Origin of the sequence: Bacillus thermotolerans (assembly GCF_000812025.2) — a bacterium.
Lineage (GTDB): Bacteria > Bacillota > Bacilli > Bacillales > Domibacillaceae > Quasibacillus > Quasibacillus thermotolerans.
This window is the reverse complement of sequence record NZ_JWJE02000037.1, coordinates 1-23,627: the sequence shown is the minus strand read 5'-3', so window position 1 is coordinate 23,627 and position 23,627 is coordinate 1. Positions and strand designations below refer to the sequence as shown.

Genomic DNA, 23,627 nt, shown 5'->3' with positions numbered 1-23,627 from the left:
CTCCTTAATTGGAAAAGTTAAGAATGATCGTCACAATAAGGCTCGTAATCCCGATACTCGCTGGAACTACAATTCCTACCCATTTCACAATCTTATCTGATGTCTCTTTACGGTCTGCTTTTCTCTCTTTATCTTTTTCGCGGAACTTCTCGAAAAGGCGCTCAATATCCTCTTTATTATCTTCAGCCATGTTTAGCGACTTGCTAGCCGTATCATTCGCAATCGATGCTGTTTCTGCTGCCCCTTTTGCTATAAGCTTTACATCCTCGATTTTATCATTCATGTGGTTCAGCTTTTCATCAATACCTCTCATCGTAGCAGACACTTCTTTTAAATCTCCTCGTAGGCCGCCTATCTCTTCAAACATTTTTAGCGCGAAACTTTCCGTGGTCATAAGGCCGCCCCTTTCTTCAGACACACCCAATCCCCCTTTCTCTATCTAAGAATTCAATACCGTTACGCTGTAGCTGTTTCTATACTAACCGGTGTAATCATTTTCACGATAGTTTTATTGATAACTCCATCCCCCACCGCTGCCATCAATACGGACGGTTCATTGAATTTCTGTACAATAGTTGCAGCAGAATAGTTATCATCTAATAATCGTAAAATGCTTCCATCGTGCAAGTGAACCTCGATATTAGGATTGGACGGCTCATCTGCCGGGGTGATCATTTTAATCTCATTTTTATTAATCACAATATCATCTATAGCTGTTACTAGCGCTTGACGATTATTTAGTGTTTCCGCGCACTCCTCAGCCACGAAGCCCACGCTCTCCTTTGTTATTTTCAAACCATCTCGCAGGTGGATAGTGATGTTCATTTTTCTCTCTCCTTTATTTTTAAAGTAAAAAACGAGCTTGTGCCCTTTATTCCTTCTCTTCTATTTGTTTTTCTTCATATTTAGATAATTTGGCCTCCAGCTCTTTAATACGATTGTTCGCCATCATGAGCTTTCCATAATAAACAGCTGCCTCTTCATTCGCCTTACGCACTTTTTCGGCCAAATAATCAGCAGTAAACCCTAACTCATTGCTTTGCATCCTCTTTCCTCCCTTTACGTTAATGCTACACTACCTACAATTGACCCATTTCTTCTGACAACCAATCGGTTTGTAGCGTTATCAATATATAAATCCAAATACTGACCGAAATAATCTCGGACGTAATCACCGTAGTGACTATGCCCTATTCGACTATATCGGCTATCATGGTTATGACCACTTACGCTAAAATAAGAAGCATGGTAGCCGTCTAATCTATCGGCATTACCTGCACTTGCAACATAGGAAGGAGCTGGTGGTGCATGTTTGCCCCAAATCACATCCGCAGCCGTTCCAATATTCAAAACAGCTGCTGATCCAGGAAAATATGAATCAAAGCGGAATTCATTGCATTCTGTGTGAATATTCCCACCTAGCGCCACAAGCGACATGGATCGACTGTTCCAGCTATCAATCCCAGAATCATTGGAGAAAATCAGCGATTTATCTCCCCAGGTTCCTCGGCCGCCAATGTGAAGCTGATTGGCGACTTCTGTAATGCCGGTCATTTCAATTTTTTGTGCATCCATTTTTATCGTCGTTGCTGTTTGGTTAATACGCGACATTACTTCGTTGCCATTAAAATCGGTGTAGCTGACTTTGCTCGATATTTGACTAGCCTGCTGCTTGATTTCTGATTCAGCTGAAGACACACGAAAAGCCAAGCTACTTGCCGTGCTCTCCAGATCATCGATATTTCCCTGTAGAACCACCTGATCAGTCAGATAGACGTCTTCGCTCACCTTACTGCTGATTTCATTTGAGAGTTGTATGATTGATGATTCTGCCTCAGTAATTCTTGTTACCATTGGACTTGTAATGCCGTTTGTATAGCTGTTTGCCGCATCTTCAGCAGCGTCTGCCTTCGCTTGTGCGATAACTTTTACCGCTTCCTCGAAACGTTGTTGTAACGTACCGAGAGCAGTTCGATAAAAAGCAAAAGCATTATCGACTGCCATCTTTTCTTCAGTGGTAACGGTATTGTCTACAATCGCGGTATTAATTGCATCAATTAAGCTAGCATGCGAGGTATCATAGGCCGTTTTTGCTGAAGCAAGGCTCGTCTTTTCTGTTCCTGTCAGCTGTGTATCTGAATAAATCGCTGTGTATTGACTATCCAGGCCGGCCTTTTCGTTATTCAATTGCTGAATATGAGAAGATAATGCTTCTCTTTCGGCAGTACTGATTACGCCGTCTTTAAAACTGCCATCAATATATTCATTTAAGCTCGTAATTCGTCCGCTCACATCGCTAATCTCTCCGTTGACGATGGTCATCTGGCTGTCAGTGTATTGATTTGCGTCAAATTCTGCAGCATCAGCCTTGACCTGAGCAATGGCATCAATAGCTTCATCAAGTCGTTGGGCCAAAATAGAGATTGCTGTTTGATATGATTTAAACTTTGCATCAACATCTGCTTTTTCGGTGCTGTTTGTCTTTCCATCTGCGATAGCTATATTAATAGAGTTGATCAAAGTGGTATAAGCCGAATCATAGGAAGCTTTCGCGGTGGCGAGATCCGTCTTTGAGGCACCGGTCAATTCGATGTTGCTATAGATCGTGTTGTACCGGCCATCCAGATCAGCTTTTTCAGCGGCCAGCGAGTTGATATATTTTTCAATGGCTCGTGCTTCAGACTCCTGAATCACACCATCTTTAAAACTGCTATTAATTGTGCCTTCCAGGTCTGTGATGCTCTGTTTGACATTATTAATATCAGAATTAATAGATGCCTTCAGACCATCAGCATAATCCTGAGCCGCGTCCCTAGCATTATTCGCCTGAGTCTCTGCATAAGCTTTCGCGTTTTTCTCAGCCTCAGCTGCTTCTAGCTCTGCATAGGTCTGAGCATTTAGAATGCCATTTTCATAGACCGTTTGATCCACCTTTAAGGTAATACTGTTTGCGAGTTGTGTGATCGATGATTCTGCACTCGTCAGCCGCTCATCCACCATCACTAGACGCCCGTCAGTATACTCATTAGCAGCTGCCTCTCGCTGGTCCGCATAGGTATTGGCATCATTCAAATTTTTCTGTAGCCCTTGCTCGAAAGCGGTCATTGTGACTCTAGATGTAATTTCATTTGCCAGCTGTGTAATGCTAGATGTATTATCCGAGATGCCATTCTCAAGTTGTTTGTTATATTCAACGACTTCGCTCCGAATCTGCTCAGCTGTCAGCTCGATCAGACTGTAAGCCTCGATGAATTCCCCGTCTAAACGTTGCACTTCCAAGGTGATACGCTCATTCGTCTGATCAATGCGAGAGCGATGTTGACGCATATTTTCATCGATTTCGACCCTGACTTCAGTCAAAATGTCACTCGCTTTTTTCTCGACGTTTGACAAGGTGATAACTGGTGACTTGTTCTCGAATGGGAAGCGTTTAATTTTAGCCACGCGCACATGAATGATTAGATCCTTGTCTTCATCGATCAGCCAGATCCAATCTCCTAGCTCAATAGGATTTTCATATCCAGCCTTTCGAATCTCTGCAATCGTTAGCTCGATCGTTGTTTCTGGCACATCCTGAGTCTCTTGCCGTACCTTTTCGCGTAAATGATCCGCGACTGTGAAGCGTTCATCGACAATCGGCTCACCGTACCGCTCGCCATAAATAGCAATGTTAGGAGAGCGCCACTCTACTTTTAAGCCATTTGCACCATGCCCCCTGCCTACAGTGACCAGCTTTGTGGTATCAATCGTTCTTCTTAACGTTACGATGTTATGACCGATGCGAAGCTGTCCATCCCTATCCTGACCGATTTCTTTAGCGTATCGAAGGTGACGGCCTGGGAGAATCTTTACTTCACACTCAAATGCCTCACATGCGGTCTGACTGAGGCTCAGGCGGTTATCATCACCAAAGTTAGGCACAAAAGCCGCCGGAATCCCTGACTCCACTTCCCAAGTCCAGCCAGTGCCATCCAGGATAAATGGCGCGAGTTCTTCTATGGTACGAGCGCCGCCGAAAGTTTCAGGCTGCCAGCTGTCTATCAGGCTAAAATAAACATGTTCGGCTACGATCTCTTTCCAGCCATTCTCCTCGGTCATGTGCTTAACTGTAAACTCATGGCCGTCCAGCTCAACGACTGATTCTTCTTCTAGTAATTCATAACCCGGGTTATTATCAAAAAAAGAAGCGAAGGAGAGCGTAAAGCCCCCATTCACTTCTTCTTCAATCTCCGCACCTTGTATATTCGTCAGTGGTTCTGTTATTCCGTTTAGATTCGTAACTGATAACATAAAAAATACACCTCCTATTCAGTCGGTGTCACCTCTTGTTCTTCTAATTCTCTTTTCAATACTTCTCGATAAGGCTTCGGAATAAATTCAATTGGTAAACGATTGCTTGTTACTGCAACTCGGTACATATTGAGATAAATTTCATTTAGCATTCATTTCCGCCTCCAGTTCTGTTATCCGTTTGTTCAGCACGTCTAATTCCGACATGAGAAAGGTGACAAGAACAGAAGCCATCTCTTCATTTTGTTGAAAAAATGACTTTTTCGCGGTGGTATCATATCCAAGACGTTGTAAATAGTCATCTAGCAGACTTATATCTTGCATTGTTAAGCCCCCTCCAATGCTTTAATTCTTCTTAACAGCTCAGCTGTCAGCGTATTTAACGCTGTTTGGCCCGTAGCTATGTCTGAAACCTTTACAGCTAGATCATCATAAGCAGAGCGGATATTCTTCGCGAACATGGCTTTCACATCGACAGGGTTGGTGGTGAAGCGGTGTTTCTCTTGAACAATATACGTAACATAATAATCCGCTTCTGGATCCACATTTGAAGATTGCAATCCTATGCCGCCGTAATAATTCGCATGTCTGTTGGTGATCCACGAATTATCTATTTCTCTGCCTTTGTAAACAGCAATGAATCTATCCGGTTTATTCTCCAATGTGTTTTTATATGGGATATGGTTCATATAATAAAGATTGCCGTTCACCAGTTGTGGCGTTAATTTCTCCCTTACAATCACGCCGCTCCCCACTTCCATCTGTGTCAAGCCGTCTGCGACAATATCACCTTCCACATCCACTTCTTCTGTGACAGGAAAGGAAAGAGCGTAACTCAATTTATACGGCGTATAGTTTGATGCGCGATTGGTACTGACATATTCCAGGGTTTGTGTAGGTGCATCTGTGCTATCTACCACGGAGATCCAGGCGATTGGTTTACCGGTCTCATCAGATGTTTTGACTTTCCAACCATTGAAGTAAGCTTTGATTTCATCATTCGTAGGTGCATAGGATTCGCCAAAACCTGTTAAACTGTTCGGAACCGTGATAAACGGATTAACATTTCCGCTTCCAACTTGAAAAGGCTTAGGCGTAGCATTAGAAGCATTCAAAGTTATTCCTTTATAAACATTGTACATATAATCATAAGCAATCATTTGGTCGCTCATTTGACTCATACCCGGTAATAAAATTCCAATAATAAATCTTTTAAAACTTAAGTCTGTACTAACTACGCTGCTTAACCTCCAATCTAATGAACCATCTAAAATAAATTCTTTTTCGATAGTATGTCGCACCTTCCAGCGGCCTTCTTCTTTGTAAAGTACATCTTTTCTGTTACCGACGGAAGCCAGTTTGGTTTCTGCGTATAGAAAAGATGGGTTGCTTGGCGTGAATGGCTTAACTGTGTTTCCCGGTGTCAGCATAGGGCGCGAAAAAGTATAAGGATTATCAATAGGATCCACGCTGCTTCCAGTTCTCATGTAAATAATGATTTTATCTGAAGTCGCTGTGAAAGTACGGCTGTTATTTGTTGTATAACCATACAGATATTCATTTGTAACCGCATCGCGTATAGCAAATTGAACTGTTTTATCTTTATTTAGGGAGAAAGTGTATTCCCTGCCTTTCACCACATCAATAACAGGTGACTCCATATATTTTGTATGTGTTTTTACTTCCGTTACATATTCATAGGGTGATTGACTTAACGCGGGCATGTCTGCTGTTGGTATACTCCACGTATGAAATGGCGGCATTAAATTCTCACCCTGCGCTATCACATACGGATTCTGTAAATGCTGTGCATGTTCTACATATGGATAACGACGGGCCACTTCTTCATCCGTCCATTCCAAACCGATTTTTTCATATTCCGCTCTTGTGATTTCGTATATTCTTACATTATCAAAATAAACCTTTCCTATTTTCGTCTGCCCTGCGTCTCTATCAGCACTTAGTTGGATCCATCCATCCCCACCGGTTCCAGCAATTTTGTTAACTGATACCCCTTTGAAATCTGCTGGTATTCTGGCAGTATTGCTGGTAGCTCCTAATCCACCAGATCCGTTGCTTCTTACTCCTGTCCACGCTCCTATACCGACCGTTTCAACCTCCGTCACCGCCACATAATACTTTCCCGGTTCATATAACAGGTTAAGTATTTGCACTCTACCAGAAAAGGTTGTATTTTCTCTGGATTCAATTACTTGTCTTCCGTTTTCAATAGAGAAATACGCATAAAGAGGGTTTCCAGTGCCAATGGCTGTCCAGTATTCACCGGTATCACCAGAAGTGCTTGCGGTTTCAAATCCTCCTTTTTTGCCTAGCAAGTTTATAAGCGTGCGTCCCTGAATCTCAAAATCAACCGGTGTAGCTACATTCGCATCCAGAATGTTCATGCCTGGTTCAAGGATCTGTGTGTGCCGTCCAGTTTCTGATAGTCTACCTTCAACTTCTGTCAGCCGATCATCCAGCTGAGCGGCGTCTGCATTGTTCAACTCCGCTAAGCGCTGAGCCGCTGCATCGCCCTGAGTCTTGGCATAGTCACCTTGCTCTTTCGCATAATCCCCTTGGGTGGCCGCGTGTTGTGTAGCCGCTACTGCATCACTGATGGCTTGTGCTGTATTTGTTTGCCGAGCTGACTCCTGTTCTTGTCGAGTCGTTTCAGCGGCTTCTCTCCTATTCTCTGCAGCCAAACGAGCCGCTTCCTGATCTTGTCGAGTTACTTCATTTTCTTTACGCTTTGCTTCATTCACTTGATAGATTTCATTCGTGCGATTAATATCAGCCAGCCGTGTATCGACCTCAATAAATAGCTCTTGAAGAAGTTGAAGATCTTCTGTCCCTTCGATATCCGGTTCGAAAGAAGAGTCGATAATCACTTGAATTTTCATCGTGGAAAGACGCTGATCCCCTTCATAGAATTGGATCATCAACTCGCCTTTGCCCGGATAATCGCATTCCTCTTTTCCGATCTGATAGGTGAGAACATTCCCCTCTTTGGATACTATTCTTGAAACGACTTCTTTATCTGGCCGTTTATAAGCAGCGGTAATCCAAGTGACATTGGATAAATCAGCTGGCTGCGCGTTATCAAGAACTTTAATTTCAAGGATATTTGTATCATGTTGCCGATAACGCGGGACCGGCATAGTCATGGACCGACGAAGGTCCACTGTAATGGATTGCTTATTTTGTACCTGCAAGCGGACCGCTCCTCTCTCTATATCTCTATAAGTAATAAAATCTAAAATCGAAGCTGATCACGAAGTCGCTAGCCCCGCTGATCTCAAAGTCATTCCAGCCAGAATCAAGGCGAATGAGCTTTTTGTTCGTCTGACCGAAAATACTCTGGCCATTCTTTAACGATCGAATGCCCTCCAACCGAATGACATCCCCAACCGAGCTGGAGCCATTATAGCTCCAGGCATCGCCGGTCGTTAGGTTTCGAATGGTAAGATCATTGGACTCGCCCACGAACTCGATCAAGACATCCATGTTTCTGGGATCCACCGTTATATCTGAATCATTAAAAACTGAAAAGGTATTCTCTGTGAATACATATTGAACCGGTGGATCTCCTTCATTGATTCTCCCTTCACCTATCGGATAATAAAAATCTGTGTATGGCTGTCTGAGCGTGGTCCCAGGCGATTCAGCGAAAGGAGAGGCGGACACTAACTCAACATCGACAAAGCCGAATAAGCGAGCCTGATCCGGTTCAAAGCTTCCAGTCACCTTGACCAGCCAGCGCTGCATTGGACGCCGAGATTCGGTAATATAGAAAGCTTCCTGGCTGTTTAATATCCGGAAGACTTCATCGCGCTTTTTCGCATAGAGATCCATGCTGTCTGCTACAAAGTAAAGAGACATTTTCAGCTGACGATAGCCAAGCTTCGTGCCGGTGTCCAGCATCCCCAGCATGTTTGCGACTTCCTCATAAGTTGTTACATAGTGCGGGGAACGGACAACAAAGTCACGAACACCGATGCCATGCTCTTTGAAGCTATAACGCGCGCCGTCTAATCGTTCAAGAATAATATCGATGCCCTCTTCAAAGGTTAGGTAATCATGACCACTCATCCCTTTCTCCCCTTTCTGTATTGAGCTAGTTTCAACTTCGCGCCATTTAAGCGGTCCAGATGCGGCTGCTGTACTCTAGCAAGCTCCTGGCCATCTATTTGAATCACAATGTCACGGCCTGCCCCTTCTTCAATACCGTCTTCTGCCACCCCATGCTGCTGGTGAATCCAGAGATCAACATCTAATTCCTCTTGTACTTGACGCTTTAGTTCAGCCATTTGTGTATCTACATTAAGCGGATCGCTGGCCATCCGAACATCGTTCAGCGCAAGCTGAGGTGTGAAGGCATCCATAATAGAGGATGCTAGATTCGTTGCCGATTGTGTAGCAGATCGACTCATTCGATCGATCCCCACGACAACGCCGCTGACGATGTTCTTCCCAATTTCATCTCGCATCCAACGAGAAGGTGAATGAATCCCTAGAGCACCTTTGATCCTGCTTTTGATATTGCTCGCGATACTAGAAATAGCGGAAGACACCGCGCCGGCCATTGATTTAATCCCATTTACGAGACCTTGTATGATGTTTCTTCCAATAGAAGCTAGATTAATAGATTTCAAGAAAGAAACAGCTTTATTCCAACCGCTCTTGACCGCTGAAACTACGTTATTCATAGCGCTTGTTACTGTCGATTTCAGTGAGTTGAAAGCGCTAGTCACGGTGGATTTAATGGCATTGACCGCACTAGTGACAGCGGATTTGATCGCATTCCATGCACTCTGGATGGCTGATTTAGCAGCGTTCATGACGCTCGTGATCGTCGATTTAATGGCGTTAAATATGCTTGTCACTGTCGATTTAATAGCATTCAATGCACTTGTGATCGCTGACTTAATAGCATTCCAAGCCGCCTGAATAGCTGCCTTAATCGCATTCATGACGCTAGTGATGTTAGCTTTAATGGCGTTCCACACGCTTGATACTGTGGATTTGATGCCGTTCAACACGGATGTAATCAAAGACTTGATCGCATTCCATATACTTGTCATCGTGGACTTAATCGAGTTCAGTACGTTGCTGATAAAGGACTTGATGCCGTTCCAAATGTTCTGGATAACGGACTTCACTGCATTCATAGCCTTGTCGATCGTAGATTTAATCGCGTTAAAGGCCGATGTGATAAAGCTCTTGATCGCATCCAATGTCTTGGTAAAGATATTTTTTATGCCGTTCCAGGCCGCCTGCAACAAGGACTTTGCTTGTGTGACGAATCCTTTAAGTGGTCCAAGAAATTTGCCAATAAAGTAAAGGTTGATCCAGCCCCAAATGACCTGTAGTGCACCTTGGAAAATTTGCTTAACGCCTTCCCACATGAGCTGGAAGTCAGCCGTAAACATACCAGCAAAGACTTTGATGATCCCTTGGATGACGTTAATAGCGCCATTAATGATGTTTTTAATCGCTTCCCAAGCAGATTGGATAATCATTACTATGACTTGCCATCCAACCTGTATGATAGGTCCCAATACCGCCATGGCCGTCTGAATTACCGTTGTGATCATGTTCCAAGCATTTTGTACCGCTTGAATAACCTGTGTACCGTGCTGATCCCAGAAGGTTTTCATTTGAGCTAGCTTTTGCTGGACGAATACCGATACCGCTTCGAAAGCTGGTGTAATAATTGTCACTAGTCCCTGAAAGACCTCGATCGCCTTAGCTTTTATTGTTCCCCATGCCGCAATAACCGCTGCTCTGAAACCTTCATTCGTATTCCATAAGTACACCAAGCCCGCTGTTAATCCGGCAATCGCCGCCGCTGTAACCCAGACCGTCGCACTCATGGCCGCTAAACCAGTAACGAGCGGCGCAATTAAAGGCCATACGGAAGCGAGAGCTGCCTGGAAACCAGCAAAGAGGCCGATACCTACAGCGAGCGGTGATAATAACAGTGTTAAAGCAGGGACAAGCATAATCACGCCCTGAATTAGCTTAGCAAGCGTTGGGTGTGCTTCATTAAATTTGATAATCATTTGAGCGATTGCTGTGATGAAATCATAAACTTTTGTCATTACCATGGTGAACACATCCACCATTGGCTGTAATGCCTGTCTGACGGTTGCCAGCATGGTATTAAAAGAGTCCGCATATTCCTGGTTGCCCATTGCTGCTTGATGTAAGGCGCCATAGAAGAAGTAAGACGTCACCGCTGCCCCCATAGCTACAGCTTGGAACCTCATCATCCCTTGGCTGATCATGCGTGTCATGTCGTTTAATTCCTTCATGTTCGCGGTAGGTCCCAGCTGTTTCAGAGCCAACACCGATGCATTACCGGCATTCGCCAGCTTGTTCAATCCGTCAGCCGCTTTTAGCCCTGCAGCATTCACCATCAGGAGCGGATTTTGCATTCGCGCATAATTGTCGCTAATCTTGCTCGCTTGTGTGGACATGTTCAACATGGTCCCAGCTGTTTGGATCAAGCTTATCTTCATTAACTCGTTGTTTTTGATCATGTTATCGGTGGCTTTTTTATGAGCCGCGCCCATTGCCGCCACTTGTGCCATGAATTGCTGGCTTGTACCTGTGTAATCCTTGGCGCTTTGTGCTAATTTGAAGTAGCCATATTCCGCTTTGATCAAGTCATCGCGGACTCCTCGCATAGCCTCGCGTTGCTGGGCGAACGCATTTCTAATTTCTTGAGACATGCGGCGTGCTTCTTCTGATGTACCTCGATAAAACCGCTGATACTTGGCTGTTTCTGCTTCATAGCCGAAGCTTTCATATTGGGTTTGTACTCGCACATTAACAAGCTGTCTTCTTAATGAGGCAATCTCCGCTTTCATTTGCGCCATCTTTGTATCAAAATCCGCTGTGATAGCTGATACTTGCACTTGCACCTGTTCTCGTGCTAAAGCGTTGGCTTTAGCTTGTGCTTCTGCGAGCTTTCGATGAAATTCGGCCACTTCCGCCTGCACTTCTTTTTCCACCGGCTGTTCGATCATGTCCGAGAGTGTTTCCACCTGAACCATCTTTGCAAGAAAGGAGCGGAGATCCGCATTAATGGGCTTTGTTGCTTCGGTCGCTGTATTTTTGATCTCTTGGTCCACTTGTTTCATCTTGGACATAAAATCACGGACATCAGCACCGATCTTCGCCTGGAAATTCTCTTGCATGTGCCATTAGCCTCCTTTCATGGTGTAGGCTTTCATTGCTTTCTGAGCTGCACGATAGCGATTCACATTGACTTTCAGCTCTCGGCTCTCTTTCCAGTTATCCAAGCCGTTCATGATACGTCTACGCGCCACTTGTGCATCAAACATCTTTTTCTCTTTGGCCCGCTTCGCATTTTGGGCATAGCGGTTAAACATCGCTTGCTTAGCCATTGCCTCATATTCATCGACAATTTTCAGCTGAGCTCCTTTAATAAAGTTCTTGAATTCTCTAGGCGTCCAGGAGAGAATCAAATCAACGTCGTACACCTGAAGATAATGAGCCGCATTCACAAACAATTGGTCATAATCTATGCCGTCAGCTCTTCGCGCGCTTTGAGCAGGATCTCCACTTGTTTGGCGCGTTCTGCTTTCTCTTCCTCGTTTTTGCCACTCTCTTTGAAGGCTTCGATGTTTTTCCAGTAGTTCTTGGCTTGTTTCTTGAAAAAACCCGATTCATCGATGGTTTGGAACGCCTCTTTAAACAACTGTTCCGTGTCTCCATCCTCTTCGATACGCGCTTCGATAGCTGCCTCGATCTCTTCAAGCTTTGGTTTATCTTTGGCTAAATAATCCAGCGCACAATCCCAAAACGCTAATAGATGCTTGTTGGAATACTGCAATAGGTTAGAGTACAAGCTGTGAAAACCGCCGATATCGTTACCCTCTTTGTCTTGCTCTGAGTATTTCTTGTCCGCTAATCGTTCGAACCTAAAGTTACATTTTGCCTCTAGTTCCTTGCCGTTGATTTTTAAGAATGCCATATATAAACCCTCCTTAATAAGTAGTTCAAAAAAGCAGAAATGACCCTGACCCTGCATTAAGCTCCAGCTGTTTGATCTGGAAATTCACCTGTTGATTCTCCAGGTTCTTCAAAGCCATAACGAGCGAATTCAATCATTTCAGCTGGCAGTGGTGCGATATCCCCTTCCTGTGTTTGACCGATGACTTGTACCGTTGCCGTGACTTCTTGAAAGCCATCCTGTGGATTTGACCTTTCCACACTCTCCACGATGCAATAACCAAAGACAGCCGGATGACGGCCTTGATCATTTAAATTGATATCCACTTCCCAAACTTTGATCTGTCTTTTATTTTTGATGGCATCCAGCACCGCTTTCTGCCCTGGATCCCCTGTCTCACCATATGCTGTGAATTCAAACGATTCACTGTTTTGGCCGTAGCCGACGATTCGTCCAAACTTTGTCGCCTCGTCGATCAACTCATTCTCGATCGCATAGCTGTTATCTGTTAAGTTACCGATCAGCAATCCTTCAGCGCCGAGAGTTGTATCTGTGGACTGTACCAGCAGGATTGTATCTTTTCCTTGTTGCATGCAAAATCACTCCCTATAAATTGTTAATGGTGTACCTCATGCGAAGTACACCATGTTTGATACGTGGATCTATATCGTCAAAGACTTGTTTCCCAGCTCTCTCTACTCTCAGCAGCTTAAAGCCATCGACCTCTAAGCGATAAGCTAATGCCTTCTGACAAGCTTCTAAAATGTTATATGCTTCTTTTTTTCCTGCATAGTCAGACCACACATGCAGTACCAGACTAATTTCTTCTCCAAAGGTTGACTTTGTATCGAACGGCAACTCCGATGGCTCACCAATCACGACATAAGGAAAAGGCTGATTCTCTGGTACATGATCAAAGACGCCTGTCACCATACCGGAAAGAACCGGATCGGATGATAGGCGTTGAAAAATCACTTGCTGTAATGGCCATAAGGCTGTTTCATATGTCATGCCTCATCCTCCCAGCCTCTTCATTTCGGCATGGAAATACTGACGTCCGATCTCCACTGCTGGAAACCAAAACGGCTGAGCTTCCATGCCTCGTGTGCGAACAAAGCGGCCCAGCTTATCAGAATAATACGCCCACGGCGTTTTCCTTCCATCTCCATTGACCGCATAGATTCCCGTTCCATACTCTACATAGATCGCATAATGAGCGCCCACAGTAACAATAGCGGTGAATCCACCATCTCGAATGTCTACTTCAATAGACTTTCTCAGATCCCCATCATCCACCGGCGCCATGGCCTGTGCATTCGACTGAATGAGGCGAGCAGTTTCAGCGATGACCCGCTTCACGTCGTTGATAATGCCATCACCATATTTTTTGATGGCTATAGAGAGGCGGCGGCTCCCATAACGGATATTAGCCATCTGACACCAGTTTCAGTGCGACTCTCATGATCTCATGCTGACCACCCTGATCCTCTGGCTCGCCTGCGATCTCATATACACCTTTTTCATACTCGACGCGCATATCTGCGGTGATATCGGTCCGATAAGGATAGTACAGATACCGATCGAGCGGATTGTTTAGCTGCATGGCTTCATATCGCTCGCGGCTCGATGGTGTATCCATAAAAACTTTAATCGTCAGAACAGGCCCCCAAGTTGTTGTGTGGCCACCGCCGCCATCTGAAACTCTCTGATTCTGCAAAAAAGTGATTGTATGGGGAAATTCATCGTAAAGCATGGAACTTCACCTTCTTATAAGGCCGAATATAATGATCCATGGAATTTGGAAACTCCACATCATAAGAGTAAGACACGGATCCCATCTTCCTACTTCTCAGGCCCATTTTGTTCTTGTTGAAGGCAATCACTTTGGCCATGTAGATTTTCACACCTGGAGGGATATTTGGCTGTGTGCCTTCCCTATGCCCAAAATTGTTATTGCATACCTCTTTAACATGCTCAAATAAAATGGGGAGCATTGTGAGGTAATATTTATCTTCCTCCACACTTTGCTCCCCATTGATTAATTTAATTTCTTCAATCTCATCTGGTGTAGGTCGCCACATTGTTTTCACCTACTCTCACTTTCAATTGCACCGGCTTTCTCCAATTCTTCCCGTTCTTTCTTTGTGACCGATATGGACTCACCACTTTTATAGCGCTCTTTACCGAATTTAACATTCTTTGAAAAGGTGACTTTTATTCTATTTGTTTTAGCAGATTGCTTTGCAGCAGATTCTAGTTTTCCCGTCATGGGGCATCACTCCTTAGTTCACCTGAGCAATAAAAATTTTATCGATGTTCTCAAATGAAGGTAGCACAATCTCAGATACAATAGTTTGCACGTTCACTGGGTGAACTTCTTTAACCGTTGTAACAGCTACCCCTGTATTAACAATACGCACATCTGCATCTACAGACCCCGTCATTAGATCCGACTCTTCTGGTGTTGTACCGTAATACGTATTACCAAGTGTTCCGTCTGGAATAAGGGTAACTACATCATCTGGGAAAAAGCTTTTGATTGTTCCATCTTCTGCAGTGAATTTTTTACTGTAAATAGCAAATGTCATACCGAGCTTGGTTTCAAAATATTGACGTAACATTGCATCGGTAAGAATAACGTTCTGACCTCCAATAGGGTCCATATCTAATCGAATACTCTTGTTTTTCATGAGATAACCCCATGTTTTACGACTGAGAATTGCTCTGCTTGGTCGTGTTCCTGTATCATCTTCTACTTTGTCTTGCCATGCCATAAGATCTTGAACAGGTGTAGAATTTTCCGTGTCAGTCCATTTAGCTGTACTAAGTAATTGCTCTTTGTGCTCAGAAGGCATTTTGTAGTCATACGTATAATCTTGCCGGTTCGCTGCAATGTTGATCTCTCCTGTGGATAACAGCTGCATGATCATTCGTTCCGGCTGAACAGCCGCCCCTTCTACAAGATTAGTAACATCATCATAAACGCGATTGATAATTGTTTTAGCCATGTTATCTAAGTTAGAGGCTGCTAGTTTATTTAACTCTTGGCGGTCACGCTCGCCAATCCGCATGGCTTCACGGAAGAAAGGCATTTCTGTTTGGATTTCTTTGAATCCAATACGATCACGAAGTGTTGCCTTTGTATCAAAAGCGGACGGCATCAATGCAACTGGAAGTCCTTTTGATCCTTTAATCCAACTAAGGTCAAGCCCTAACTGTTTCTTAGCCGGGAAAAGAGTAGCACCCAAGTAAGGGATTTTATTAGACGTCTTTTCTTCATAATAGGAAGCAATGTGCTTAGCATTAACAAGGTCAAAAATTTTAGGCATGTCTATTCATCCTTTCAGCTTTTCGTTTATTTTAAAAAGGTAACTTGCTTAAGAGCTGCTCTCTCTTCAGTAGTTGGAGCTGCCGGTAGTTTATTTTCATCAATAAAACCATGGATGATAGCGGCACCAGATGCTGGTCCATGAGTAACATCCACATCATCCAGCAATATACCTTCTGCATTAGATACTCCATCTAGAGTTGTAGCTTTTACAGCTCTCACGGCTGGATCTGATAAGAAACCGCCTCCGATAATCGTTCCAGCGGGTACAACCTTTCTTCCCTCTGAATTCGCTGGAACATCTGCATCATCTACCGTCACGGCAAGATTTACATAATGATCAGGAAACTTTAAAATCTCTCTTTTATTTGTGTAGATTGTTTCAGTGAATTTCATTGTTCATTCCTCCTTAGCTAAAATAGGAATTCTGTGCTTCTTCAATCCCTTGATTGTCTTGTATATATTCTTGAGCAATCTTTTTACCGTAGTCCTCGTTAGCACCATTGCTAGTACCTTTGTGAACATCCCGGCCATTCTCTTTAAACTTACTCTCCACACCTGTTTGAACTGCCTTTGTAAACACTTCCTCCAACTTACTGAGATTCTCACTTGTTTTCTCCTCATCATCGGAGACAAAGTAATCTAATAAATCTACGGGTAAATTCTTTTCTGTTGCCTGCTTCATCGCCTTATTGTAGATTTCCTGTCGAGCGCGTGCTTTCCGTTCATCTTCAATTTCCTTACGTAACTTCTCTACTTCAATTTCAGCAGGACTTTTTTGAGGATTACGCTTAGCTATTTCAGCCTCTACTAATTTCTCCAGATTGTTCGCCTTCCAACTTTCAAGAGACTTAGAATGATATTTATCTAGAATTGGCTGTATCAGACGTTTACCTTCGTCTGTATCCAGGAACCCTTTCACCTTGTCAGCAGACACCGCTGAAAGTTCTTCAAGGTAAGCAGCTACTTCTGGTTGATCTTTATTGGATTCAAGAAAAGCTTTGATTTCTTCAATATTCATTTACAAAACCTCCTTACTCATGATGTGCCGAAGTCCAGCATGTGCAAAATAAAAAAGCCTGTTTAACGTCTAGTGCTCAAAGACAAGAATTACGAGGCATAACCCTTCTTCCATTCCTCATAAGTAACATATTTAAAAGATCGGGAAGGCGGCTTGATGGCTTTCTGGGCTTTCTTTAAAGCTTGTACATAGGTTATCCCTTCATCTGCCATCAGCTTATCTACACGTTCTGCCAGCTTCTTCTGATAGCCAGGATCCATATAATCGCGACCTCGACGATATTCTGGAAGCATTCCATTAACTAGCCACAATTTCACACAACGGCAATTGATATCCATATCAGCCTTTCCCCAGAGATGCGGCCCTTTCGCTTTCATGCCTTGATAATGAAAGTAACCATCTTTATCCGTTTTTTGGCCATCTAGCTTTCGATGGGATTCTCTCACTCTCAGATCAAGAGAAGAGGCCCATACGCCCCTCATATCTGCATGTTTAGAGACCTGTTTTTCGACCGCTTCATCTGACAGCGAGCGGACACGTCCTGATTCCGTTCTGGCCACCAGCATGGCTTTTTTACGTGAGAAATTTACCGCGCTCTCAATCCTCTTGGCCATGTCTGTATATCCTTCACCAGCGATTAAGCTTTGACTAATCTCGATATTGATTTTTCGGATAATCTCATTCCGGTGCTCAGTCATGACAGATGGCAGTGTTAATTTATCCACTGGATTAGTAATCGCCTGCTTTACAGTATCGAGTTTTGGCATTGAGAAACCCATTTCTGTAGACAAGCCTACCTGAAATAGATAAGCGTGCATCAGATAATTCTCGACGTATTGCGCTTGAAGCGATTGGTTGATCTCTCTGACTAGCTGCTTATAATCGTCATTAAACATCTTGCTAATGACTTCAAACTCTTTCTGCAGCCGATTATATTTGTTTAATTCGGTGTAAGATAATTCGCCATTCTTCTCATATTTGCGGTACATGCTGCCAATTTGAGCATGCAGTTCTTTTAAGCGCCTCGCAAATACTTCTTCAATGACACTCTCAGTCTTAGCAAGCAGTTTATCTAGTTTCTCCACAATATCAAGCTGGTTCATCTTGCTACCACGCCTGTCCCTTTGCATTTCGTACATTGAATGCGATCTCCAGTGATGTTACTTGTGATCTTTCCCGTTCCACCGCACTGAGGACAAGGTTTTTCGCTCTCCCTGGGTTCAGCTACCGCTCCCCCTTCCTCTTTAGGAAGTTCCTCTTCATTAAGCGGATCCTTGAGCGGTTCTAATTGCGCTCCATAAAGCATCGCATCCTTTTGCATTTCATTCAATTCAAAATCTACATCATCCACAAAAGAGAGTAAGCCTAGGCGTGTTTTTTCGCTCACATGTCCTTTGAGTTGAGCAGTGGTTTGTGCTTCGTCTAACAGGTTCGCTGGAAGATTGCGCTTAAAGCTAAAGAATACTTTTAGATAGTCCTCTTTACTGAAGCCTTTCCGTTTAGCCCAAGCACTGAAAAGAACTTTGAATTGATAGCGAAGTGCTGCTGTAAATTTGCGTTCCATTGTGATGCACTTATTTTCTAAAGCCATGATTTTGAAGCGCATAGCCACGCCGCTCAACTGTGTACCAAATGATTCGTCGGTAAAGTTGACCGATTTGGCGAAACGAAGAATGTTCTCTTCCAGCCTGTTTAAATGATTTTCAATCATTTGATCATTGATGTCCTTCGTTAAATACCGCACATCGTCATTCTCGCCAAACAGCTCAAAAACACCGGACTTATTTAAATTGGCCAGTGTTTCCTCATCAGCGCCCATCCCTCTCAAAACGAGATAAGCTAATCGATATTGCTCAATTTCATTAGATGCATCTGAAAGAGTGCGGTCATAAGCATCGATAAGCGCTAAGACCTTTTCAGCATCTCCTTTAAGTTCTTTGTTATTCGGTATGCCAAACAGCGGGTTATGATCGAACATATGCGGTTTCTCATCGTACTTGTGAAGCTGACCCTCTTTCCCTCTTTTGAAGAAGTGAATCCTTGATTCGTCGTAAAACTCTGCGTACAGGTCATTGTCACGGTAGAAGTAACGCAACGAATAGTCGGGTTCATGCATTTCATCGCCAATCAGAACAGCTTCCCATGGATCAATATTCTTAACCCGCTCAAAGCCATCCGTATCGATATATGCTAACCGAGCGGCATAACCACAAATGGCCGCCATCTTTCCACACTCTGAATCACTGTCCTCCATGTTATTCCGTAAGAGAAAGTCGTCAATTTCTTCTTTAAGCTTGTGATTTGTTTCATCTACGTCATAGCTGATCGGATGGCCAAAAAGATACCCAATTTTTGTGTCCACAATATCTACATCAAACGCATTATTCAAGCGGTTATTGACTTTATCATCCAAACGCCGGATGTTTCCAACTGTTTCAAAGTCTTCATATTTCATCGCAGTACGTGAAAAAATCGCTGGACCGTCTAGATCGGCTTTATACCGCTGGTAAAGTTTAAGCATGCGGTTATGATCGCTTCTATGTGCATCAATGATCTCTGTCACTGTTTGTGCATCTATACCGTTTTGATCAATGCGCTCTTTAAATTGAATCAGTTTTCTCACCTACCTCGTTTTCCGCCTTTGCGGTTTCGTGTGTGTATATATGGCATAGCGAATGGAATCGAGCACGTCGTCCCATTGTTTAACGGGTTCGCCCGTCTTCTCATTCCAAACATACTGATAGATTTCTTTTTTGAAGCGGTCCACATTGTCACTGACCACTTTCAATTTGCTTGATTTAAAGAGTCGCGCCACTTCCTCAATACCAGCTAACACTTTCTTATCTGCATTAAGCGCACGAATCCTTTCTCTCCTAAAGCGAATGACATGCTCTGGACGAGCGGTATCACAGTAAAAGTTAATGTTTCCATACCGTCTTTTTATGTCTTTCGCAACTTCCACCCAATAATCAATTTCTTCATGTTGTGCTGCATGTTCTTCCACGACAAAAAAGCCGCCCTGGTCATCCTCTCCAAGTACGACTATCGAGCCGTGATGCTCATATCCCCAGTCAACGCCCGCGAAATAACGAACCATCTTGACGGATTCGAGATCTTTAGCACTGATATAATGCTTGTCTTTGTTGAAATCCTTGTAAACAACACCTTCTGCTGCTACCCATAATAAACCATAAATATCGCGATCCGTGAACATGCCTGTTGGCGTAGAGGCAATAATACTTTCTACGTATTCCTCATCCAGGTAAATGTTATCGAACAGGGTAAAGTGAAACGCTTTAATATTCAGCTTCCCATTAGCCAGCCTTTGCCCGTCTTTATCAATGTAATCCGTCTTAACAAAGTGAGCAGGATTCTCTGGGTTTGTATCAATCAACACGCGTGCCCCTGGATAAGAACAGCGGGAAATAACTTCCTTTACGAACATATCATGAAGGGCGGTTCCCTCATTCAGCAATGCGCCTGCAGCTGTAAACCCACGAGCTTTTTTCCATGCATCAGCATTGGTTCCGTCAAAGCAGTACACTTTATTGCCAAACACATTAATGGCGTTCGTTTTATCCAACTTCAACTCTTTGCCGAGTATCTCTTCCATGTCATTTAAGATGTTACGACGAATAGAAGCTTGGGTCGATCCGCCAATAATGAATGATAATCCCTGCTTCTCATACTTGGCGATGTGCATCAAAAAAAGCAGGATAAACACAAAGGTTTTCCCTGCCCGTTTGGCCCCGCTGGCCAGCAATATTTTCGGCTGTTCCTTAATGAAGCAATCCCATACTTCTCTTTGCTTAGGTGTTAAATCAGCCATCCGACTCGCCTGCCATTCTTCTGAGCATAGCAGCAACTGCACTTTCTTGTGCCCCAGATCCTTGCTGACTGTTGATCTTCTCGATCTCTGCTTTTGTTTTCTGAATGTTGAGGTTCATCTGTTCTAACCTCAGGCGACGCTCATCATTAACGTGAGCCAGCTCGTCAAACTGCCTAATCAAGCTGCGGAGCTCTGCCATTGCTCTCGATTGAGCATTTAAAAAGGTGGCATGGCGATCCCATGCGAATTGGACTTCCCATTCTCGCTCTTCCGAAAAGTCAGCATCCTTTTTCTTTTTGAGCTCCTTGATCATTTCGTCTTTGTCTTCAACAAACATAATTCGCTGAGCTCGAATAATGGCTGCATACTGAATCTGTATCTGATCCCAAACTAAGTCAGCGGGCGAACGCTCATTCATGCTTTCCATGATTTCAAGCGTTTCTGCAGGGAGGAACTTAGAGAAGAAACCGTGTGTGACTGCGTTTTGGTTTCCTTTTGGAGCGGCACCACCTTTGTTGCCTTTAGCATTGATGTTCCCTTTTGGGGCACCACGCTTTTTTGTGTGCACACTTTTTTCAGAGGGTGCACCCTTATCGCGATTCCAACCATATCGTTTCTTCCAAGACTTCACTGTATTCAGAGAGACACCGTACTTCTCGGCAATGTCCTTGTATTTCATGCCTTTGACGTAATCTTTTTCGGCTAACACATATCTTTCAGCCATGCTACATCACCTGCCACCTCCGGTTTTGTGTTTGTTTTGGGCAAAGAAAAGAGCACCCATTGAGGATGCTCTCCCTACCCAAATCTAGGTAGGCTAAGTTAAACGACCGCTACTTTATTAGGAGTATGAGCCCGGTAGTTACAAACATTGTTATTATCCAATCCGAATCTGGGAAAACCTAACTTTTCTGCATACTTTCTTCCTCGCAGGGAATAGTACCATAAAAGTTTCAAGGAGGTTATAGCCGTGGACGGAATGCAGTTAAGATTAGAAGCCAAAAACCTTTACCTGAGAGTTGCTAATGTTACTCGTGATAACAAAAGCTATGTACTTCTAACTGCATATGATGACACTAATAATGAATTTGTGCTGGAACTAACACATGAACAAGCTGGGTGGTTGGAAGACCAGTTTTATGCGGCTAATCGCAGATATGAAGAGAGACTTACAAATCCGCATCGGGCAAACGAGCCTGTACCCAACCCAGTTTTAATGCCAATCGATAGACAAGAGCCACCTAATTAAATACAAGGCAACCAAAGAGCACCTTGAAGAATTCAGGGTGTTTTGTTTATAGCTAGTAAAGTTCACGATTAACATAGTTCAAGGTGTTTCTGGAAGCATTAAGTAAAAAGATGTTTTCTCCCTCTAAACCGGAAACCATAGGAGAGTGGGAAATTGATACCCGATTTACAAAGAGAAAGAACGTCTGCTCTCACAGCCGTATATGTGCCAACGCACAAAGATAATAGTTTCAGGGTATTGAAAATCATAGGCAAGACGTTTCCAGAGAATGAATGAACGACTTCTAACAACATATTGAACCCTGGTTCTTTACCGAATATTTGCCGGCTATATGGTTTTCCAAGCCACATAGCCCCTGAATATGACTACCAACCAAGAGAGATTTAACCTCTCCGTCCTGCCTTCCATTCTAGCACGCGGATTTTCCTTCTGCAAAATTCGTTTCCTTTGTGCCATTTGTGCCGTTTGTTTCGTCTGCGGCTAACTTATCTACAATAGCATCTCGAATACGCTTAATATGGGAAGGAGAGAATCCCATGTGCATAGCAATCCAGCAATAACTCTTCCCTTCCAATAACCAATGTAGCACTTCAATTTCCCTCTCATCTTGAATAACATGCATCCGCTCTTGAATAGCCCTAACCTTATCCTCATACTGTTTAACTTTCGCCCACCGCTTTTCCCGTCTAAGGTATTCTCTATATACAGGATCCGAGATGCCTCCTTTTGGCTTCGGCATGTCACTATCTGGCCCATATTCTCTAACCACACGCTCACCGGCTCCATTTAGCGCCTCTCGGAGGATTTTAATAGAGTTAATCATCCAAGCATAGTCCTTCAAAGTTTTTTCGATCTCTTGTCTATTCATCGCTTAAAAGCTCCTCCTTTGCCTCTTCTTAGTGTTTGCATATTCATACCCATCAAATATCTCAAATCACCCTCAGAGAGCTTCTCTGGCTGCTTATTCTTTCTTCCCTTAACCCCCTGGTTTTTCCGCTTCCATTGCCGGAGCTGTTCCTTTAAAGTTAGATTCATGCATCCTTCCCCCTTATGAAATAAAAAAAGAGGACACCTCACATAGAAGCAGAAACCTGCTCTCATGTGTTAGTGTCCTCCAGATGGCTGGTAGAACTATTCAATATCAAATAGGTATATTTTATGTTTCGTATAAAAGTATTTATCCACAAACCAATATTTCCGTTGACGGCGATAAATCAAATACGCTTTTGAGTTAGATGGTATTTCCTGTTCCCTCTTGTAAATAACATTCCTTAAGTTTAACTTGATTAGTTCCTTTGATGGCACATTTATATACTCGACTTTGTCAAAGTAAAATATCCCAAGTTTATCTTGTTTTTTAGTAGCCTTATCATCCAAAGGGAAGGTTTTAACATCCTTTTTATTGCCAACTAATGCTATATATAACCCTATGTCCTTAACGTGTTTAGGGGTGCCTGAAGAATTATAGAGCTGCAATTCAATAAGAGTCTCTAGTTCATTTTTTTCTTCTTCGGGATTATATGAAATTTTCTCATTGTACTTATCCCGGGAATATTTCTCGTACTTTGCACTTGCTACATTAAAGTGTATTTTCCCTTTTTGATTGAGCCAATGTGTAACAATAAGAGTTCCAATTGATCCTAGCACTGCCCCTGCAACAGCACCCAGTACTCCTTGAACCTCCCACGACTAAAGTCGCGGGATTCTATTGCCCTTTCGGGCAGTAAAACCCTAAGACTTGTCGTCGCAGAATTCCTGCTTCATCAGGACTTGCCTGGCTGTTCCCAGGGCTTACTGTCCCTCCATTACTGTTAAAAAACAGTACCCGACGCCGCAGCCCCGCAGCATCGGCAGGCACACCCCGCCGTTCCAGCGGTGTATGAGACACGGAAATCTTAAGCCGTAGCCAGCTCTTCTTGAAGAAGCCGG

The 23,627-nt window shown here is 43.5% G+C and carries 28 protein-coding genes; 1 reads left to right on the top strand and 27 read right to left on the bottom strand.

Translation table 11 applies throughout. The features are described 5' to 3' along the window. Positions 1 to 4: 4 nt before the first annotated feature. The 24 genes from QY97_RS13645 to terS all read right to left on the bottom strand — a co-directional run bounded on the left by QY97_RS13645 (position 5) and on the right by terS (position 21,173). The gene (locus QY97_RS13645; protein WP_039237301.1) at positions 5 to 418 is read right to left on the bottom strand and encodes an alanine-zipper protein; all 414 of its coding nucleotides are present in this window, start codon (positions 416 to 418) and stop codon (positions 5 to 7) included. A gap of 38 nt (positions 419 to 456) precedes the next feature. Continuing rightward, positions 457 to 765 carry a hypothetical protein gene (locus QY97_RS13640; RefSeq protein WP_125444178.1) on the bottom strand — a complete coding sequence of 103 codons (309 nt, stop codon included), beginning with the start codon at positions 763 to 765 and terminating at the stop codon, positions 457 to 459. A gap of 106 nt (positions 766 to 871) precedes the next feature. Further along, entirely contained in the window at positions 872 to 1,045 is a 174-nt protein-coding gene (locus QY97_RS20480) for a hypothetical protein (RefSeq protein ID WP_157761901.1), read from the bottom strand. A 14-nt stretch (positions 1,046 to 1,059) separates the two neighbouring features. After that, positions 1,060 to 4,290 (bottom strand): phage tail protein, encoded by a 3,231-nt coding sequence (locus tag QY97_RS13635; RefSeq protein WP_039237299.1) that lies wholly within the window; start codon positions 4,288 to 4,290, stop codon positions 1,060 to 1,062. Positions 4,291 to 4,304: 14 nt separating this feature from the next. Then, positions 4,305 to 4,442 (bottom strand): hypothetical protein, encoded by a 138-nt coding sequence (locus QY97_RS20475; protein WP_157761900.1) that lies wholly within the window; start codon positions 4,440 to 4,442, stop codon positions 4,305 to 4,307. Beyond that, positions 4,432 to 4,614 carry a hypothetical protein gene (locus QY97_RS13630; protein ID WP_039237298.1) on the bottom strand — a complete coding sequence of 61 codons (183 nt, stop codon included), beginning with the start codon at positions 4,612 to 4,614 and terminating at the stop codon, positions 4,432 to 4,434. The genes QY97_RS20475 and QY97_RS13630 overlap by 11 nt, the downstream gene beginning before the upstream one ends. A 2-nt stretch (positions 4,615 to 4,616) precedes the next feature. After that, positions 4,617 to 7,502: a hypothetical protein gene (locus QY97_RS13625; RefSeq protein WP_039237297.1), complete on the bottom strand. Its 2,886-nt coding sequence runs from the start codon at positions 7,500 to 7,502 to the stop codon at positions 4,617 to 4,619. Between the two features lie 25 nt (positions 7,503 to 7,527). Beyond that, positions 7,528 to 8,379, bottom strand: coding sequence for a phage tail family protein (locus tag QY97_RS13620; protein ID WP_046128753.1), 852 nt, complete (start codon positions 8,377 to 8,379; stop codon positions 7,528 to 7,530). Then, on the bottom strand, positions 8,376 to 11,492 hold the full coding sequence (locus QY97_RS19620) for a hypothetical protein (protein WP_052725905.1): 3,117 nt from the start codon (positions 11,490 to 11,492) through the stop codon (positions 8,376 to 8,378). Before QY97_RS19620 ends, QY97_RS13620 begins: the two co-directional genes overlap by 4 nt. A gap of 6 nt (positions 11,493 to 11,498) precedes the next feature. After that, a complete protein-coding gene (locus QY97_RS13605) occupies positions 11,499 to 11,822 on the bottom strand; it encodes a hypothetical protein (RefSeq protein WP_039237328.1) in 324 nt (107 codons plus the stop codon). 17 nt (positions 11,823 to 11,839) lie between these two features. Then, the gene (locus tag QY97_RS13600; RefSeq protein ID WP_039237296.1) at positions 11,840 to 12,292 is read right to left on the bottom strand and encodes a tail assembly chaperone; all 453 of its coding nucleotides are present in this window, start codon (positions 12,290 to 12,292) and stop codon (positions 11,840 to 11,842) included. 56 nt (positions 12,293 to 12,348) lie between these two features. Further along, positions 12,349 to 12,864: a phage major tail protein, TP901-1 family gene (locus tag QY97_RS13595; RefSeq protein ID WP_039237295.1), complete on the bottom strand. Its 516-nt coding sequence runs from the start codon at positions 12,862 to 12,864 to the stop codon at positions 12,349 to 12,351. A gap of 13 nt (positions 12,865 to 12,877) precedes the next feature. Then, positions 12,878 to 13,282, bottom strand: a complete 405-nt coding sequence (locus tag QY97_RS13590) for a DUF3168 domain-containing protein (protein ID WP_039237294.1) — start codon at positions 13,280 to 13,282, stop codon at positions 12,878 to 12,880. A gap of 3 nt (positions 13,283 to 13,285) precedes the next feature. Then, positions 13,286 to 13,705, bottom strand: a complete 420-nt coding sequence (locus QY97_RS13585) for an HK97-gp10 family putative phage morphogenesis protein (RefSeq protein ID WP_039237293.1) — start codon at positions 13,703 to 13,705, stop codon at positions 13,286 to 13,288. Continuing rightward, positions 13,698 to 14,024 (bottom strand): phage head closure protein, encoded by a 327-nt coding sequence (locus tag QY97_RS13580; RefSeq protein WP_039237292.1) that lies wholly within the window; start codon positions 14,022 to 14,024, stop codon positions 13,698 to 13,700. Before QY97_RS13580 ends, QY97_RS13585 begins: the two co-directional genes overlap by 8 nt. Next, entirely contained in the window at positions 14,011 to 14,352 is a 342-nt protein-coding gene (locus tag QY97_RS13575) for a phage head-tail connector protein (RefSeq protein WP_039237291.1), read from the bottom strand. The genes QY97_RS13580 and QY97_RS13575 overlap by 14 nt, the downstream gene beginning before the upstream one ends. Positions 14,353 to 14,357: 5 nt before the next feature. After that, on the bottom strand, positions 14,358 to 14,540 hold the full coding sequence (locus tag QY97_RS13570) for a DUF7210 family protein (protein WP_039237290.1): 183 nt from the start codon (positions 14,538 to 14,540) through the stop codon (positions 14,358 to 14,360). 13 nt (positions 14,541 to 14,553) lie between these two features. Further along, entirely contained in the window at positions 14,554 to 15,600 is a 1,047-nt protein-coding gene (locus QY97_RS13565; protein ID WP_039237289.1) for a major capsid protein, read from the bottom strand. 26 nt (positions 15,601 to 15,626) lie between these two features. Further along, the gene (locus tag QY97_RS13560) at positions 15,627 to 15,995 is read right to left on the bottom strand and encodes a hypothetical protein (RefSeq protein WP_039237288.1); all 369 of its coding nucleotides are present in this window, start codon (positions 15,993 to 15,995) and stop codon (positions 15,627 to 15,629) included. A gap of 13 nt (positions 15,996 to 16,008) precedes the next feature. Then, positions 16,009 to 16,620, bottom strand: coding sequence for a DUF4355 domain-containing protein (locus QY97_RS13555; protein WP_046128752.1), 612 nt, complete (start codon positions 16,618 to 16,620; stop codon positions 16,009 to 16,011). A gap of 89 nt (positions 16,621 to 16,709) precedes the next feature. Continuing rightward, positions 16,710 to 17,723 (bottom strand): phage head morphogenesis protein, encoded by a 1,014-nt coding sequence (locus tag QY97_RS13550; RefSeq protein WP_039237287.1) that lies wholly within the window; start codon positions 17,721 to 17,723, stop codon positions 16,710 to 16,712. Continuing rightward, positions 17,720 to 19,234, bottom strand: coding sequence for a phage portal protein (locus tag QY97_RS13545; protein WP_082090190.1), 1,515 nt, complete (start codon positions 19,232 to 19,234; stop codon positions 17,720 to 17,722). The genes QY97_RS13550 and QY97_RS13545 overlap by 4 nt, the downstream gene beginning before the upstream one ends. Positions 19,235 to 19,243: 9 nt before the next feature. Further along, positions 19,244 to 20,449, bottom strand: coding sequence for a PBSX family phage terminase large subunit (locus tag QY97_RS13540; protein WP_039237286.1), 1,206 nt, complete (start codon positions 20,447 to 20,449; stop codon positions 19,244 to 19,246). Beyond that, positions 20,442 to 21,173: a phage terminase small subunit gene (gene terS / locus QY97_RS13535; RefSeq protein ID WP_039237285.1), complete on the bottom strand. Its 732-nt coding sequence runs from the start codon at positions 21,171 to 21,173 to the stop codon at positions 20,442 to 20,444. Before terS ends, QY97_RS13540 begins: the two co-directional genes overlap by 8 nt. Positions 21,174 to 21,419: 246 nt before the next feature. Here terS and QY97_RS13530 point away from each other — a divergent pair, with 246 nt between their 5' ends. Beyond that, positions 21,420 to 21,698: a hypothetical protein gene (locus QY97_RS13530; RefSeq protein ID WP_039237284.1), complete on the top strand. Its 279-nt coding sequence runs from the start codon at positions 21,420 to 21,422 to the stop codon at positions 21,696 to 21,698. A 409-nt stretch (positions 21,699 to 22,107) separates the two neighbouring features. Here QY97_RS13530 and QY97_RS13525 read toward each other — a convergent pair whose 3' ends face one another. The 3 genes from QY97_RS13525 to QY97_RS13520 form a co-directional block, all read right to left on the bottom strand. After that, positions 22,108 to 22,566: a helix-turn-helix domain-containing protein gene (locus tag QY97_RS13525; protein WP_039237283.1), complete on the bottom strand. Its 459-nt coding sequence runs from the start codon at positions 22,564 to 22,566 to the stop codon at positions 22,108 to 22,110. Beyond that, a complete protein-coding gene (locus QY97_RS20470; RefSeq protein ID WP_157761899.1) occupies positions 22,563 to 22,733 on the bottom strand; it encodes a hypothetical protein in 171 nt (56 codons plus the stop codon). Before QY97_RS20470 ends, QY97_RS13525 begins: the two co-directional genes overlap by 4 nt. A 96-nt stretch (positions 22,734 to 22,829) precedes the next feature. Further along, positions 22,830 to 23,345 carry a hypothetical protein gene (locus QY97_RS13520; RefSeq protein ID WP_039237282.1) on the bottom strand — a complete coding sequence of 172 codons (516 nt, stop codon included), beginning with the start codon at positions 23,343 to 23,345 and terminating at the stop codon, positions 22,830 to 22,832. Between the last annotated feature and the right edge of the window lie 282 nt (positions 23,346 to 23,627).